This is a genomic window from Wenyingzhuangia fucanilytica, assembly GCF_001697185.1.
Taxonomy (GTDB): Bacteria; Bacteroidota; Bacteroidia; order Flavobacteriales; family Flavobacteriaceae; genus Wenyingzhuangia; species Wenyingzhuangia fucanilytica.
In genome coordinates this window covers 231,728-249,187 of record NZ_CP014224.1, presented here as the reverse complement: position 1 = coordinate 249,187, position 17,460 = coordinate 231,728, and the positions used below count along the sequence as shown (strand labels likewise).

Annotated in this window: 14 protein-coding genes, 2 tRNA genes and 1 pseudogene; all 17 read right to left on the bottom strand. The window is 30.9% G+C overall.

From position 1 onward, the window contains the following. Window positions 1-97: 97 nt before the first annotated feature. The 17 genes and pseudogenes from AXE80_RS01090 to AXE80_RS01015 all read right to left on the bottom strand — a co-directional run bounded on the left by AXE80_RS01090 (window position 98) and on the right by AXE80_RS01015 (window position 17,449). Window positions 98-2,218, bottom strand: coding sequence for a bi-domain-containing oxidoreductase (locus tag AXE80_RS01090; RefSeq protein WP_068824074.1), 2,121 nt, complete (start codon window positions 2,216-2,218; stop codon window positions 98-100). Window positions 2,219-2,233: 15 nt separating this feature from the next. Continuing rightward, window positions 2,234-2,389 (bottom strand): annotated as a pseudogene (locus AXE80_RS14320) (DapH/DapD/GlmU-related protein); the annotation flags it as partial. A 2-nt stretch (window positions 2,390-2,391) separates the two neighbouring features. Then, window positions 2,392-2,748 (bottom strand): acyltransferase, encoded by a 357-nt coding sequence (locus AXE80_RS01085; protein ID WP_157359315.1) that lies wholly within the window; start codon window positions 2,746-2,748, stop codon window positions 2,392-2,394. Between the two features lie 5 nt (window positions 2,749-2,753). Further along, the gene (locus AXE80_RS01080) at window positions 2,754-3,884 is read right to left on the bottom strand and encodes a glycosyltransferase (RefSeq protein ID WP_068824073.1); all 1,131 of its coding nucleotides are present in this window, start codon (window positions 3,882-3,884) and stop codon (window positions 2,754-2,756) included. A 7-nt stretch (window positions 3,885-3,891) separates the two neighbouring features. Further along, on the bottom strand, window positions 3,892-5,304 hold the full coding sequence (locus AXE80_RS01075; protein ID WP_068824072.1) for an oligosaccharide flippase family protein: 1,413 nt from the start codon (window positions 5,302-5,304) through the stop codon (window positions 3,892-3,894). Continuing rightward, the gene (locus AXE80_RS01070) at window positions 5,291-6,364 is read right to left on the bottom strand and encodes a glycosyltransferase family 4 protein (protein WP_068824071.1); all 1,074 of its coding nucleotides are present in this window, start codon (window positions 6,362-6,364) and stop codon (window positions 5,291-5,293) included. Before AXE80_RS01070 ends, AXE80_RS01075 begins: the two co-directional genes overlap by 14 nt. Then, entirely contained in the window at window positions 6,357-7,136 is a 780-nt protein-coding gene (locus AXE80_RS01065; protein ID WP_169816797.1) for a glycosyltransferase family 2 protein, read from the bottom strand. The genes AXE80_RS01070 and AXE80_RS01065 overlap by 8 nt, the downstream gene beginning before the upstream one ends. Further along, window positions 7,133-8,140, bottom strand: a complete 1,008-nt coding sequence (locus AXE80_RS01060) for a glycosyltransferase (protein ID WP_068824069.1) — start codon at window positions 8,138-8,140, stop codon at window positions 7,133-7,135. The genes AXE80_RS01065 and AXE80_RS01060 overlap by 4 nt, the downstream gene beginning before the upstream one ends. Further along, complete coding sequence (locus AXE80_RS01055; protein WP_083194435.1) at window positions 8,137-9,339, bottom strand: O-antigen polymerase; 1,203 nt, start codon at window positions 9,337-9,339, stop codon at window positions 8,137-8,139. Before AXE80_RS01055 ends, AXE80_RS01060 begins: the two co-directional genes overlap by 4 nt. A gap of 17 nt (window positions 9,340-9,356) precedes the next feature. Further along, window positions 9,357-10,574: a UDP-N-acetyl-D-mannosamine dehydrogenase gene (gene wecC / locus AXE80_RS01050; RefSeq protein WP_068828580.1), complete on the bottom strand. Its 1,218-nt coding sequence runs from the start codon at window positions 10,572-10,574 to the stop codon at window positions 9,357-9,359. A 125-nt stretch (window positions 10,575-10,699) separates the two neighbouring features. After that, a complete protein-coding gene (wecB, locus tag AXE80_RS01045) occupies window positions 10,700-11,821 on the bottom strand; it encodes a non-hydrolyzing UDP-N-acetylglucosamine 2-epimerase (RefSeq protein ID WP_068824067.1) in 1,122 nt (373 codons plus the stop codon). Continuing rightward, window positions 11,822-12,796 (bottom strand): type I phosphomannose isomerase catalytic subunit, encoded by a 975-nt coding sequence (locus tag AXE80_RS01040; RefSeq protein ID WP_068824066.1) that lies wholly within the window; start codon window positions 12,794-12,796, stop codon window positions 11,822-11,824. Between the two features lie 96 nt (window positions 12,797-12,892). Continuing rightward, on the bottom strand, window positions 12,893-14,218 hold the full coding sequence (locus AXE80_RS01035; RefSeq protein ID WP_068824065.1) for a UDP-glucose dehydrogenase family protein: 1,326 nt from the start codon (window positions 14,216-14,218) through the stop codon (window positions 12,893-12,895). A 226-nt stretch (window positions 14,219-14,444) separates the two neighbouring features. Then, on the bottom strand, window positions 14,445-15,728 hold the full coding sequence (locus tag AXE80_RS01030) for a nucleotide sugar dehydrogenase (protein WP_068824064.1): 1,284 nt from the start codon (window positions 15,726-15,728) through the stop codon (window positions 14,445-14,447). Between the two features lie 109 nt (window positions 15,729-15,837). Continuing rightward, window positions 15,838-16,812, bottom strand: coding sequence for a Gfo/Idh/MocA family oxidoreductase (locus tag AXE80_RS01025; RefSeq protein WP_068824063.1), 975 nt, complete (start codon window positions 16,810-16,812; stop codon window positions 15,838-15,840). Between the two features lie 450 nt (window positions 16,813-17,262). After that, window positions 17,263-17,340 (bottom strand) — tRNA-Val (locus AXE80_RS01020). A gap of 34 nt (window positions 17,341-17,374) precedes the next feature. Then, window positions 17,375-17,449: transfer RNA gene (locus AXE80_RS01015), tRNA-Val, on the bottom strand. Window positions 17,450-17,460: the final 11 nt, after the last annotated feature.

Here is a 17,460-nt window from a genome sequence, read left to right as displayed (position 1 = left end):
GAGTATTTTTTTTTAAAAAATCGATTTCTTACAAAGTAATAAAGCCTATAGTAAATTTGTATAGGCTTTAGATACTTAATGGTATGAATTAATAATTTTATTTTACTTCTATCCATGTTCCTTGTTTCAGTGATTCTATCGCTGCAAAAGAAGCTTTTGTAGTATTCACAATTTCGTCAAAAGGAATAATAGGTTCCCCTCCTGCTTGTTGTTGTGCTATTAATTCGTTAAACTGATTATAATGCCCTTTGTCTTGTTTAGAAGACGCTTTGGAAAACCCTTTAAATCCATAAGCATTTAACTTTCTCCAGTTGTCCATAATTAAGGTACGTTCCTGAGAGAAAATCTCTACTCTTTCTTTTGAATATGCTTTAGAACCATTGGCAAAATAATTAATCACCGCATTAGATCCATTTTCGTATTTTAACAAAATACTTGCATTATCTGTATTCTCTTGAGGATTTTTTCCCATGGCATTCATACATACTGCTACAATTTTACTACCTGTAAAATAAGTACAAAGATCCATGTAATGGCATGCTTCTCCAATAATTCTACCACCACCAACTTCCATATCATGCACCCATACTTCTGCAGGAATAAAACCGGCATTCATAGTCGCTACGATATTCATAGGAGCATTGTCCTTTCCTAAAACTTTTTTCATTTGCTTTGCCAAAGGAGCAAAGCGTCTGTTAAAGCCTACAGAAATACTCACATTACGTTGGTTGTATTCTTTTACAATTTCATTTAACTCCTCTGCAGTTAATGCCAAAGGTTTTTCTACAAACACACTTTTATCAGCCTTAATAGTTTCTAAAACCATAGATGCGTGCATATTGTGTTTGGTTGTAATCAATACTAAATCGGTATCGGCATCTTTTAAAATTTCTTTGTAATTGGTTGTTGAATTAGCAATCTGATATTGTTTAGCCATCGTTGTTGATGTCAATCCTCCCGAACTTGCTATATATTTAATCTCTCCTCCATTTTTTTTTATATTAGGCAACAGTGTAGAACTTGTGAAATTACCTGCTCCTACAATACCAATAACACCTTTTTTACCTTCAAAAGATTTTGCCGTTATTTCTACTGTAGATACAGGTTTTTCTGTAGCATTGTATTCTAAAATAGACGCAATGGATTTAGAAGCTCCCATGTCTCCATAAATTGTTTGATAATCTTCTAAAGGGATTCTCTCTGTAATTAATGGTTTTACATCTAAAGAACCATTAGAAATGGCATTTAAAACGGCTTCAAAATTTCTTTTTTCTGTCCAACGTACATATCCTATTGGATAGTCATTTCCTTTATTTTCATATTCCTCATCATAACGTCCAGGCCCATAAGAACAAGATACTTGAAACGTAATTTCTTTGTTATAAAAATCAGCCCTACTAATATCCAAACCAATGACACCTACCAAAACTACACGTCCTAATTTTCTACACATTTTAGCCGATTGGGAAATAATTTCGTTGCTTTTATTAGAAGCTGTTATAATAACAGCGTCAGCACCAATACCATTGGTATATGTTTCTACAAACTTTACTTGGTCTGTACCTTCAGCTGGATTGATAGCTATAATTCCTTTTTCTTTGGCTATTTTTATTTTTTCAGGATCAAAATCAAAACCAATCACATTACATCCATTCGCTTTTAATAGTTCTGCTGTTACCAAACCTATTAACCCTAAACCAACCACTACAATGGTTTCTCCAAAAGTTGGTTTCAACAATCTAATCCCCTGTAAACCAATAGAACCAATTACAGTAAATGCCGCTTCTTCATCGCTTACATTTTCTGGAATTTTAGCTACTAAGTTCTTAGGCACCAATACATACTCTGCATGGTTTCCATTAGAGGCAACTCTATCTCCAATGTTAAACTCTGTAACCCCTTTCCCTACTGCTACTACTTCTCCTACATTACAGTACCCTAAAGGTAATGGTTGTCCTAGTTTAGTAAAAACAGCTTCTAAGGTAGGTTTTAAACCATCTGTTTTTATTTTATCCATCACCATTTTTACCTTGTCTGGTTGTTGTTTTGCTTTTTGAATAAAGTTTGCTTTTCCAAACTCCACCAACATTTTTTCGGTTCCTAAAGAAACCAATGTTTTGGTAGTTTTTATCAAAACAGCACCTGATTTTACTCTCGGAACTGGTACTTCTTCTAATATGGTATCTCCTTTTTTAAGGTCTTGTATGATTTGTTTCATGTCTAAATTTTAACTTCTTTTTTTTATAATTTTTGCAGGTACACCTCCAACAATAGTAAACGGATCGACATCTTTAGTCACCACACTTCCTGCTGCAACAACCGCACCTTCACCAATAGTAACGCCTGCAACAATAACACAGTTGCCTCCAATCCAAACATCATTACCTATTTTTACTTTTTTAGGTGTGTGACCAGCATCAAATATTCTTTTTTTATTAATTGGAAAGTATGATTCGCTGATAAAATTTGTGTCCTATATCCAATAAGAGTCCTAGTTCCAATATCAACACCTCCCTTTGTTGTTATAATAACACCCCAAGCTAGGTCAACATAATCACCTAATTTTATATTAAAACAAGGATTTATTTTGACACCTGGATAAAATGTTATATTATTTCCAACGGTTGCTCCTTGAATTCTTAAAAAATTACTTTTTATAACATTAAATATTTTATGTCTCGGAAGACAAAATACTAGAAAAGAAACACTTTCATAAGTACAAACTAAAAAACTCTTTATTTGCTTCATGAAAATTATGATATTAGTGTATTAATCTGATTGACTCTTTCTTCACGAGTAGGTAATTCATTTAAATATTCTTTACCTTTTAAAATCATCTTATTTATTAATTCTTTTTCTTTAATAGACTTATATATAATTTTACTTGTATTTATAACATCATGTGGGTCTATATATATTGCGCTTTCTCTACAAATCTCTCTTGAAAAATCATAATCAGAAACTATTAAAGGCGTACCAGTTTTCCATGCCTCCATATAATTATTGCTGTAACTCTCTAAGTCACTTAAAGAAAGTAAGAAATCACAACTACTATAAAGGTTCTCAATTTCATTAGGCATTACAGTACCTTTAAACTCAAAAAATGTTTTATACTCAGTATATTTAGCTAAAAGATTACAGTCTAAATTAACACTAGTCAATAATTTTATAAAATCATGTTCCTCTACAGAAATAATTAATTTAAAACTAATAGTCTTAGACAATTGTTCAACTAACTCTGGTAAACGCCATAAGTTTTTATGATGGCTACAGCCACTTAAAATTAAAAAACTAGGTACTTCCTTTATTTGATATTCACTCAAAACATCTTTAATAAACCCTGATGGAGAAGGAGGACAGACTAAAATATTATCATTAGGAAATTCAATTTTTTTAACCAACCTTTTTTTCATAACATCTGTTTCAGCTATGATTAAATCTGCTTTTTTAAGTCTCATTATTCTTAAATAATTAACTATCCTTTGTCTAATTTTTAATTTCACAGGTATATGTTTCCAAAACGCGCTTTCGTCATAACAAATAATAGGATACGCAACACTTACAATTGATTTAATTGAATTTGAATGTGGCAAACCAGCTCCAAAAAAAGTATATATAGTATCAATATTATACTTCTTATAAATACGTTTTAATGTTATTTTTTCAAAGAAAAATCTTCTGAAAAACATATCAGTATGTGCTATTTCAAACTTCAAATTTGAGTATTTTTTATCTAATGAATTAGATAACGGTCCTATATTAGGGATTAAAAAAACTAGTTTTTCTTGAATTATAAATTTTCCAGTAGATAATTCATTAATATAATTTAATGCTAGTTGACAGCCACCTCCTGCCTTTATTGCACTCATATCTATTATAATCATGATTCTTTTAATGTTTAAATTTAATGGATTTTATTTGCCTCTTAAAAAAAGTACTTAGAGAGTAACTTAATATTAAATAAACAAAAACGTAAATGCTACTCAAAAACAAAATATTAAAAATGTTAATACTCATATATATCTTAATTATCAAAGATAAAATTATTGACAAAGCAGATGCAATAAAAAACTGATTGTGTTTATTTATTAATTTTAAAAAATTAATTTTTTTAAATGTTAAAATAATCATTGTTGACATCACCGAAAATTCTGATATAACTGAAGCTATTGCAGCTCCATTACTTGAAATAGCACTAATTAAAATAATATTAAGTATAATATTAACAGTTACACCTATCAATACAGGTGTTTTATATTGTTTATCCATTCCTATAGGCAACATATATTGAGTACCAATAATAGAACCTATAGAAATTGGCAATAAAATAAATGATAAAATTCTTAATAAATTAATAGATTGAATAAAGCGCTCTCCTAAAAAGAAAGTAACAATAAAATCTGACAAAGAAAACAATAATCCTACTATTCCACATGTAAGAAACAAAGTAAAGCCTATAGATTTATCTATGGTAGTTTTGATTTCTTTACCAGATTTAATCATGCTCGCTATTTGCGGCATTAAAACAGTACCTAATGAAGTAATCAATATCAAGAATACTCTCACTATTTTCTGCGACATTTCATAATACCCTACTTCTGTTTCATTGACCATATACCCAATAAAAGATCTATCAATACTATTATATATATCAATACCTAATTGTGGAATATATAAGGGTAGGGAAAGTAATAAATAATTAAAATTTTTTAGTTTAAAAAAATTACTATAAAAAACATTTAAATCTATGTGTTTTTTAAGACTTGGTATTAACAACAATAAACCAATTAATGAACTACCATACATTATCAAAGCATATAAGTAAATATCCTTTGTGCTTTTCACTAATGTAAAAATTAACACTACTGATAATACTTTGATAATAATATTTCGTAAAAAGAGTATTTTAAAATCTTGAATTCCTTGAAAAAACCACGATATATCCATGAACAAATACAGAATATTCACAAAAGTAATTAACCATATTAAACTTTGGTCTATAGCGAAATATGTAATTGCTAACGGTATTAAAATAACTGTTTTTAAAAAAACAACACTAGAAAACACACTACTCACTTTTGAATTATCCCCTTGATTATAAGCCACTTCACGTGACGCATATACATTAAGACCTAAGCTAGCAATTATATAAAAATAATACGCTAAAGAATTAGCATAACTAACTTTTCCAATTATTTCAGGCCCTAAAACTCTAGCTACATAAGGAACTGTAATTAAAGGAAGTACAAAATTTATTACCTGTAATAGTACTTGGAAAATATAATTTTTTTTAATCTGTTTCATTAATTCCTTTTATAATATTTTCATAGATATTATTATATTTTTTAAACTGTGTAGTCCTTTGTAACTCTATATTTCCAATACTCTTTTCTTTTATTTTCCTAATTTCTTTAATAGCATTTAAAATGGAGTCAGGACACATTTTTATTAACAAAGCACCATTTTCTGGCTTGATGTATTCACTAAAAGACCCAATATCTGAAGCTATTATTGGTACATGATAATCTAAAGCTAAGCTAACTACACCTGATTGACTAACCTCATTATAAGGTGCAATTAAAAAATCAGCATTGCTAAAAAACATATCTATCTCACTATCTAATATATATCTATCATAAATTTTAGTGTTTTTTAATTTTTCGAAAACTCCTGTGTATGCTTTTGAAATTCTACCTGCAATTGTAAAATGGATATTGGGTATACTATTTTCATTAACATAATTAATTAAAGCTATTACTTTATCAATTCCTTTATACTTTTCTATACTTCCAAAAACCAAAATATTGATTTTTGGAAAATAATGTTTTTCTACTTTAGATATACTTTTAAATTTATCTGAAAAATTTGGTAACCTCACAACCAATGGATTTACCCCATATTTTTGATTTACTTGACCTGCTACATAAGTACTTAGACATAAATTCATCCCCATTTTATTTAAAAGAATATTCATTAAAAATTTATTATATACTAATTTTAATTTTAAACGCTTTAATAATTTAAAATTGTAAGGATGTATATTACAATCATGTATTGTAAAAACAACATTAGGTAGTCTAATTTTCCTAGTAAAAATTAACGAGTATATAGATGGATGGAAAGCAGTAAAATGATAAATATCAAAATTTGGATACTTCTTTAAAACTTGTTTTGCTGAATTAAACTTCTTTAAATTAACATCTTTAATAATTTTTATTCTGTCAGTTATTAGATATTCCGAGACATCTTCAGTAGTAAAAAGTGATATGTTATTTTCTCTCTCTAAAATTGAAGCCAAATCTAAAGCATAATGTAGCATTCCTCCTCTACCATAAGATATAATAGCTATATTCATTTTATTCATATTGTTTTAGCAAATCACTTTTTATACTTTTATAATCATATTGTTTTTGGTATTTAGTTCTTAAAACAATTACTGTTTTATATATTGCTAACAACACACTATAATTTAAACCATTTTTATCTTTAAATCCTTTAGTTCTAAAAAATCTAAAAAGAAATTCTTTTAGAAAGACATAAAAGGGGTTTCTATTTCCTTGTTCATTTTCCGCCTGAACTTCCGTATAGTTTTTCATTTTATCTAAGAAAACATTTAATGAATTCGTCGTAAAATGATACATATACATATCTTCTTCGTTATTTGGTATATCAAAAATTAAAGAGTCTTTCTCAACTTTAATAAAATTATGAATAGTACCAGCTATCTCTAAAGCACCTTTTTTAAAAAGCTTTATTTGATAATCTGGCCAAACACCATTTCCTTTCATTGGTTCTCCTAATATATAATTTAGTCTAGAAAGTCTATAAACATCGAATTTAGGATCTTTTAGTTCTGTCAAAATCCAGTTAGCTAACTTTAAAGGAATAATTTCATCTGCATCAACCATTAATACCCAATCATGTATTGCTTTTTCTACTCCCACATTTCTAAGTAGATCAAAATTATTTTCTTTCTCAACAATACAAATCTCAGCACCTAAAGATTTAGCTAATTCAACTGTATTATCTTCTGAAGACATATCAACTACAATTATTTGACTACACCACTTTAGTGCTTTTAAACAAGAAACAATACGTTCCTCTTCATTATATACTAAAACTACTGCACTAATCATATATTTGTATTTAAACATTTATTATAAAACTCAACTATTTTATATATCTCTTTCTCATATGTAGGCACTTCAACTTCATTGATTGACTCCTTTGTTTCAACTAACATATTTTTTATTGCTGAATATATCTCATTCTCGCTATGAGGATTTATTGTTTGTATTTCTTTATAATCATCAAAATAACCAGTACCAATCCCTTCTTGTGTTATTACAATTTTCTTTCTCAAGAATTTAGCTTCAATAGCAACAATACCTGGAGTTTCTAGTAATGATGGTAATGCAAACAATCTACATTCATTAATAATTGTTTTCTTAACAGATGTATTCCAAATCTCACCTAGATAAATAACATTATCAAACTCCATTAATTTATCATAGTAATTATCTTTATTATTAGGGCCAATTAAAACAAGAGGGATACTCAGTTTTTCACAAGCAATAGCTAGACGTAATTGATTTTTTCTTTCTTCAATTCTCCCAATATTTAGCACAAAATTCCCTTTTAAAATTTTAATTTTATCTGGTAACAAAGTCTTATCTACTGCAGCATTAATATATTCTTCATCTATACAATTTCTAACTATACTAGTTCTTGCATTTGCATAATTTAAAATTTGTGATTCTTCTGATGTCGTATTAGGAAGTACATAGGCAGCATTAGACCATAAACGAATAATATTAGAGACCGTGAGTGCGCCTAATAATTTTGTTTTTTTTGCTATATAAAATTGAACTAAATTATACTTATCCGTTATAAAAAAAATTGACGACACAAAATATGGCTTATTATGTTTTATGCAAAATGATGCAATAGGCCAATACCATGACAATGATTTAAAAAAATGAACAATATCACAAGATATAATAGTATCCGGACTATTATCATAAAAAACAACCTCTATATTGTTCTTTTTTAAAACTTCAATGGTTTTTTCTAGTTGTACCTCGGCACCTCCTTTATTTTGATATCCACTAAGTGTATCAAAAACAATACAAACTTTCATAAAAACTTAAATTTAAAAACAAAATTCAACAATAAAGCTAATAGAATAGCTGTGAAATACTCCATTGTTTGATACTCTAAGCCTTGTATACTAAATAAAACAGCAGGATATAAAGAAATAAAGACTAAGTATTTTTTTACTGATTTAGGCTTACTATCTATTTGGGTAAAATAAATTATTATCATTAAAAAAAAAGAGCTTAATACATACACTCCAAACCAACCAAAATCACTATAAAAAGGTCTAAGATAGGTAAACGTATTTATAAAAGACTCAAAATCATCCATATAAGACAATTTAAAATCTGCTCTATAAAAGCCAATACTTGCTAGTCTCCTGAAAACAGGATAAAAGGTATACTCTCCATATCCAAAATCTATATCTCTATTTACTCTTTGGGTAAATATATCAAACACTAACAAACTTCCACTTCCATAAGAACCTATATTTAACAGTGTATTATGAATAAGATTCTCACCTCCTATATGGCTACCTTTTTTTAGAATACTTGAAACACCTATAACAATAAGAAGAATAGCAAATATTTTTTTTAATGATTTGAATAAAAATATTTCTTTGTTTTTTAATAAAATGGCTATAAAATAAATTAGTGATATTTTTACAAATTCATTCCTCCCTATATAAACTACTGCAAATATTATAGAAGATATTATGGGTAAATAATATATCTTCCTACCTACATCTTCTCTAAAATACAAAACCGAACTCCCTAAAAAAGCAGATAAATATAAAAATATTAATGTATAACTAATTGAAGGAAACAATTTAATATCTCCGTTAAAATACATTTCTCTAAGTACCCAAGGATTATTTATCAATAAATTTGAATATCTAGATAATATATTTATTGCAAAAACTATTGTTAAACAAAAGGAAATACGAATCACTCTTCTTACCCATTTCAAGTATAATTTTTTCATTTTTTGTCGTTCTTCTACCTTATGTTCTTTTTTTAAAAAACCAAAAATAAAATAAACTATCAAACCAAATATTGAATGAAAATTGAGAAAATAGGCTAAATCTTCCGAAATATTATGTCTTAATACAGTCGAAAATAATGGAAGTAACAGCACTGATATTGTCCAAATTAACGTATATAAAAAATATAACGTAAAAAATTGTTTTTGAACAACTAATACTGTTAGGGTAAAAAATGAAACTATATAAAATATTAACATAAATATTTATTAAACACCTATTTTACTTTTTTTACCCCACAAAAATCTAAAATCACTTTATCTGCTCCAAAATTCAATTCCTTAAATTCTTTGTGAGCCACTAATAACACAATAATATCGGCTTTCTCAGCAGCTTGCTGATATGGTGTTAATTTGTAAACATTGTGTGAGTCTATATTTGGTTCTACAATAAAGTATTCGCCATTGTTGTCGTTTTGTAATACTTTTTGAGCAATGTATTTTGCTGGAGACTCACGTAAGTCATCAATATTTGGTTTAAATGCCAATCCCATTAAAGCGATAGTTGGCTTACGACCATATTTTAGTTCAAACTTTAATTTTTCTGTTTGCACTTTTTCTGCACACCAAAATGATTTATAATTATTTACCTCACGAGCTGTTCCAATAATTTTAGACTCCATAGGATAATCTGACACAATAAAATACGGATCTACCGCAATACAGTGTCCTCCAACCCCACAACCTGGTTGTAAGATATTTACACGAGGGTGTTTGTTGGCTAAATTAATTAAATCCCATACATTGATATTAGCTTTGTCACAGATTAATGATAATTCGTTTGCAAAAGCTATTTGTACATCTCTAGAAGAATTTTCTACTAGCTTACACATCTCTGCTGTACGTGCGTTGGTTGGATGTAATTCTCCTTTTACATAATTTTTGTAAAAAGCAATCGCTTTTTCTGTAGAAGCTTGGTTTACTCCACCAATTACTCTATCGTTATGTACCAATTCGTACATCACATTACCTGGCAACACCCTTTCAGGGCAATAAGCCATATATATTTCATCTTTTAATTCAGGGCGTTCACTATGAATTAAAGCTCTCATTTTTTCTGTAGTCCCTATCGGAGAAGTAGATTCTATGATGTATAAATCTCCTTTTTTCAACAAAGGAATAACAGCTTGGGTTGCTGCTTCAACAAAAGAAATATCTGGCTCATTTTTACCTTTAAAAGGTGTTGGTACCACAATTAAATAGGTATTCGCTTCAACCGGAGTTGTTGCTGCCATTAAATTCCCATTAGCCACTGCAGTTGCCACTGCTTTATCTAATGAAGGTTCTACAATGTGAATTTTACCTGCATTGATGGTGTCTACCACTTTTTGATTGATGTCTACCCCATATACATTGGTTCCATTACTTGCAATCAAAGCTGCTGTTGGCAAACCAATATACCCTAAACCTATCATTACTACTTCTGGATTTTTCATATCTTTTGTTTTGTTCTTTCCTTCTAATTTAGGTGTTTGTTTTTTATTCTGCATCTCGACTCCGCTCGATGAGCGATTTTCGATTTTCGTTGTTCGGGTTTCGACAATCGGTAATCAGTATGCGGTTATCCTAAGTTTTCTATATATTCAACAATTCTTTTACAAGCGTTTCCATCTCCATAAGGGTTGTGTAAAGCACTCATTTGGTTATATTTTTCTTTATTACTTAGTAAAGCTGTTGCCTCCTCTACAATTTTCTGTGTATCTGTTCCTACTAAAATAACCGTTCCTGCTTCTACTGCTTCAGGCCTTTCTGTAGTGTCTCTCATTACCAAAACTGGTTTTCCTAAACTAGGAGCTTCTTCTTGTACCCCTCCACTATCTGTAATGATGATATATGATTTATTCATTAACCAAACAAACGCAGGGTATGATAAAGGAGCGATTAGCCTAACATTCTCTACTTTATCTAATAATTCATATACTGGTTTTTGTACGTTTGGATTTAAATGTACTGGATACACAATTTCTGCGTCTGGATTTTCTACAGCTATTTGCTTTAGAGCTGAACAAATATTGATAAACCCTTGTCCATGATTTTCTCGTCTATGACCTGTTACCAAAATTATTCGCTTAGAAAGATTTATAGTTTCTTTTAGGAAAGTAATTTCTTTATCCTCTAAATCCTCTACCTTTTTTACACTATGCTGTAGGGCATCAATAACTGTATTTCCGGTAATTAAGACATCTTTCTCAGCAATATTTTCTCTTATCAAGTTGTTTTTAGAAGTGATTGTTGGTGCAAAATGATAATCACAAACACGTCCTGCAATACTTCTATTTATTTCTTCTGGAAAAGGGGCTCTCTTGTTAAATGTTCTTAAGCCTGCCTCTACATGACATACTTTTGCTCCAGAATAAAAAGCTGCAATACTAGCTGCCATGGTAGTGGTTGTATCTCCATGAACGTATACATAGTCGGGTTTAAAATCTTCCAAAATTGGTTTTAAGCCATTGATAATGTCTCCTGTTAAAGAATACAAATTTTGATTGGGTTTCATTAAATCTAAATCATAATTAGGTACTATCTCAAAAAAAGACAATACTTGATCTAGCATTTCACGATGTTGTGCTGTTACACACACTCTTGTTTCAAAAGCATTATTTTTTAAAAATTCTTTTACCAGTGGAGCCATTTTTATAGCTTCTGGTCTAGTTCCAAATATGATTAAGTTTTTCTTTTCCATTTATGATTTGATATACACTTCTAATAATTCTATTCCTTCTGATTTTACTACTAATTCTTGAGTATTGGCAGGAATCAAAACTGTTTCTCCTCTTTTTATTTCTTCTGTATTTCCATTTATTTCAATGGTTCCTTGTCCTCCAACACAAATATACACGGCAAACGACTGTACTTCAGATAAATCTCTCGTAAACAAATTATTAACTTTAACATAATTGGTTGTAAAGTATTCGCAAGAAGCAATGTTTGAAGGCTGATTTACCTCTTCATCATATTTACATTTATTGGCTCCAACAGCATCATAGTCTAAAGCCTCTAAAGCTAATTCGGTATGTAATTCACGTTCATTTCCTTGATCATCTACCCTATCCCAATCGTAAATTCTATAAGTAATATCAGAAGTTTGTTGAATTTCTGCAATTAAACAACCTGCACCAATGGCATGAACCAATCCTTCTTTAATAAAGAAAGAATCTCCTTTGGTTACTTTTTCAAAATTTAGTTTGTCTAATATTTTCTTATCTTCAACTGCTTGTTTATATTTTTCTGGATTCATAGCCTCAGAAAATCCGATGTTTAATTCTGAGTTTTTATCAGCATCCATCACAAACCACATTTCTGTTTTCCCAAAAGAATTGTGTAATTTTTTAGCTATTTCATCATTTGGATGTAATTGAATAGACAAATTTTCTTTAGCATCAATAAACTTAAATAACAACGGAAATTTATTTCCAAATTCTCCATATACTTTTTGCCCTACCAATTGCTCTTGGTATGTCTCTAGTAATTCTGTTAATTTTTTTCCTTTTAAAACTCCATTAGCCACTACAGAAATATCTCCATCTACAGAAGATAATTCCCAGCTTTCTCCTACATTATTTAAAGATGTCTCTTTATTTAATACAGTTTTTAATTTTTCTCCTCCCCAAATTTTATCTTTAAGAATAGGAGTGAATTTAATTGGATAATTTATCATGGTCTTTTTATTGTTCGTTGTTCGTTTTAGCGGGTTTCGATGGTCGGGTTTCGATTAGCGATTGGCGATTGGCGATGATCGATGGTCGGGTTTCGGTTATGCTTTTCCTATTTGATAATATTCAAATCCTTCTTTTTCTATTTCAAACACTCCATATTGATTTCTACCGTCAAATACTATAGGCGAGTTTAACAAAGTCTTTATTTCCATAAAATCAGGAGATCTAAATTCTTTCCATTCTGTTAATAAAATCATCGCATCGGCATTTTCTAAAGCTTTGTATTTAGAAGACACATACTCTACATTCTCCACTCCTTTTAAATAAAATACTTGTGCTTCATGCATGGCTTTAGGGTCATAAGCTTTTACTTTTGCTCCTCTTTTCACCAATTCTTTGATTACATAAATGGCTGGTGCCTCACGCATATCATCCGTTCCTGGTTTAAAAGATAATCCCCATACACCAAAGGTGTATCCTGATAAATCTTCACCAAATCTAGCAATGACTTTATTTGAGATGACCACTTTTTGTGCATCATTCACCTCTTCAACAGAAGTAATCAATTTAGCTTTGTATCCATTTTCTTCTGCTATTTTCTTTAAGGCCTTTACATCTTTAGGAAAACAAGAACCTCCGTATCCAGCTCCTGGATAAATAAAACTATACCCAATTCTATTGTCAGAACCAATTCCAATTCTCACTTTATTGGCATCTGCCCCAACCTTTTCACAAATATTTGCAATCTCATTCATAAAAGAGATTTTAGTTGCCAACATTGCATTTGCGGCATACTTGGTCATTTCTGCAGAACGCACATCCATCTCTATCAATCTATCGTGATTATGTGTAAAGGTTGCATATAACTTTCTCATCACTTTAAAAGCTGCTTCGGTTTCTGCTCCTATCACAACTCTGTCTGGTTTCATAAAATCATTTACAGCTGCTCCTTCTTTTAAAAATTCAGGATTAGACACTACATGAAATTCAATATCTGCTCCTCTTTTATCTAGTGCCGCTTTAATAGTTGCTTTTACTTTATCTGCGGTTCCAATAGGCACTGTAGATTTGTCTATTACCACTAAAGGTTTTGTCATTTCTTCACCAATTTGCTTAGCTACCGCCAATACATATTGTAAATCTGCAGAACCATCATCTCCCATAGGAGTACCAACAGCAATGAAAGCTACTTCTGAGTTTTCTAAACCTTCTTTTATATCAGTACTAAAAGTCAGGTTTCCTAATTCTACGTTTTTCTTTACCAATGGCTCTAAACCAGGCTCGTAAATAGGAATAATTCCTTTTTTTAATGCTTCAACTTTTTTTTCATCTATGTCAATACATATTACTTTATTTCCCATTTCAGAAAAACAAGTTCCAGTAACTAGTCCTACATATCCCGTTCCTACTACTGTAATGTTCATTTTTTATTTTTTTATTTTTTGCATCTCGACTTTACTTCGATGTTCGTTATTCGATTGGCGATATTCGATATTCGGGTTTCGATTGGCGATTCTCGGTTATCGGTTATCGGTTATCGGTTATCGATGTTCGGTGATCGTTATTCGATATTTGGTTTGCGATGGTCGATTTATTTTTTATACAATTCTTTTTCTTAATCTCTATAAATAGGCTTAGATCCTTTCGTTTTTATAATTTTCCGTTGGTTTTTTCTTTAGGTAATACTCCTTTTACATCATATACCACTCCATTTTGTACCAACAAACTTTCTAAATCCAAACTCAATAATTCTTGATGTGCTACTGCCAAAACAATCGCTCCATATTTTTTACTTGGTTTTGTATCAAGTATTTTTAATCTATACTCCCTTTCAACTTCCTGAGGGTTAGCCAATGGATCAAATATTTCTACTTGCATCCCATAGTCTTGTAATTCTCTTACTACATCCACCACTTTTGTATTTCTTACATCAGGACAATTCTCTTTAAAAGTAATTCCCAACACCAACACTTCGGCAGCTTTTACTTTTAAATCATGATGAATCATTAGCTTTGCTACTTGTGCAGCAACATAAGATCCCATACTATCATTCATCCTTCTCCCTGCTAAAATAATCTCTGGATGATAACCAAATTCTTGAGCCTTTTGGGCTAAATAATACGGGTCAACACCTATACAATGTCCCCCAACCAAACCTGGCTTAAAAGGTAAAAAATTCCATTTGGTACTTGCAGCTGCTAAAACATCACTCGTATCAATATTCATTAAATTGAATATTTTAGACAATTCATTAACAAAAGCAATATTGATGTCTCTTTGTGAATTTTCTATCACCTTAGCGGCTTCTGCTACTCTTATGGTAGGTGCTAAATGTGTTCCGGCAGAAATTACCGAACGATAAACTTTATCTATTTTTTCTCCAATTTCTGGAGTAGAACCTGAAGTTACTTTTAATATCTTATCTACAGTGTGCAATTTATCTCCTGGATTGATTCGCTCTGGGGAATAACCCGCAAAAAAGTCTTGATTAAACTTTAAACCAGAAACCTTTTCTAAAACAGGAATACAATCTTCTTCGGTTGCCCCAGGATATACTGTAGATTCATACACCACTATATCTCCTTTTTTCAACACTGCCCCTACAGTTTCACTTGCCTTGATTAATGGAGTTAATACGGGCCTATTATTTTTATCAACTGGTGTAGGTACTGTAATTACATAAAAATTACAATTGGATAAATCATTAAGTTTTGATGTACAATAAAGACCTGTTGACCTTTCTACCTCTAAAACTGAAGGTAAAAGTACTTTTTGTAGCGCTTCTCTTTCTACTTCTAAGGTCTTATCGACACCTTGATTTAATTCAGAAACTCTTTCTTTATCTATATCAAACCCTACTGTAGCATATTGGGTTGAAAAAAGTCTTGCTAAAGGCAACCCCACATATCCCAAACCTATTACCCCTATTGTCATTTTATCATTTTCTTTTTCCAAAGCGCAAATATAAATTAAAACTCGATAACATATGTTAAAAACACTAAAAATTACTAATCAACTCCATCAAAATCTTCCCTAAAAACACCTATAAATCAAAAGGATGCTTGGTTTTTTGTTTATAAAACATCGGATGTACTTTGTCATTTTTAGGCACCACTATTTCTGAATTTCTGATTTCATGCACAATTTCAATAGACGTTCTTGCCTCTTCTAAACCAAAACCATTATTCGCTAAAATGTGCTTATAACTCTCTGTATGTAATTCTGTAAACCCACCACTAAACTCAACCTCTTCACCATCTACTGTTATTGATCTATAAGTTCTCTGATTCTTTTCTTTTATTTCCTCAGGAATTAAATCATAATTAATAGATAAAAACCACTTGACTCTTGCTTTCTCAAAAACCAAATAACCAGATGCTCTATCATGGGCATGTTCGTAAACTAAGTTTTCTTTTAACTCACCAAACACCCAACCTAGCATATCAAAAAAATGAACACCAATATTTGATGCAATCCCTCCAGACTTTGATTGTTCTCCTTTCCAAGAAGCATAGTACCACTTACCTCTAGAAGTTAAATAAGTTAAATCTACATCAAACACCTTATCCTTAGGTGCATTCTCAACCTTTTCCTTCAAATCTAATATTGCTTGATGATGTCTCAACTGAAGAATGGTAAATATTTTTTTACCTGTTTCATTTTCAATCGCCTGTAAAGCATCAATATTCCAAGGGTTTAACACCAATGGTTTTTCACAAATTGCATTTGCCCCTGACCTTAGTGCCATTCTAATATGCGCATCATGTAAATAATTTGGTGTACAAATACTCACATAATCCAACTGCAACCCTTGCTCTCTTTTTAATTTTTCTACATGCCTATCAAACCTTTCAAACTCAACAAAAAATGAAGCCTCCGGAAAATATGAATCTATTATTCCGACACTATCATTCTTATCCAAAGCAGCCAACAAGACATTATCAGTGTCTTTAATAGCTTTTAAATGTCTTGGAGCAATGTATCCTGCAGCTCCTATTAAGGCAAAGTTTTTTTTCATTTTTTACTCCTTTGTTCTTTGAGGGTTTGTTTTTCTTTATGTTATGTTTTGCATCTCGACTCTACTTCGACAAGCTCTGCACAGGCTACTCGATGTTCGGGTTTCGATGTTCGGGTTTCGATGTTCGGGTTTCGATGTTCGGCTAGCGATGATCGATGTTCCGCTAGCGATGATCGGTTGGCGATATTCGGGTTGCGATGTTTACTTCGACAAGCTCAATACAGGCTTCTTCGTTGTTTGACTCACGATATATTACCAATAAACCATGAACTTTCAAATATAGAAAAAGAGCCGGAAGGAATACCTAATATTGCGAAGAAAATTAGTGATGTGTGATGATCGGTTTGCGATGGGCGATTTACGATGTTCGGTTATCGTTTATCGATTTTCGAGCTTGAGGAGCGGTGTGGAAAATAAAAAAAACCTATCCGATAACGAATAGGTTTTTTATGGTGGGCAATGAGGGATTCGAACCCCCGACCCCCTCGGTGTAAACGAGGTGCTCTGAACCAACTGAGCTAATTGCCCTAATTTTTTTTGAAGGTACTAAGGAAACCTTTTGTGGGCAATGAGGGATTCGAACCCCCGACCCCCTCGGTGTAAACGAGGTGCTCTGAACCAACTGAGCTAATTGCCCTTAGCGGGTGC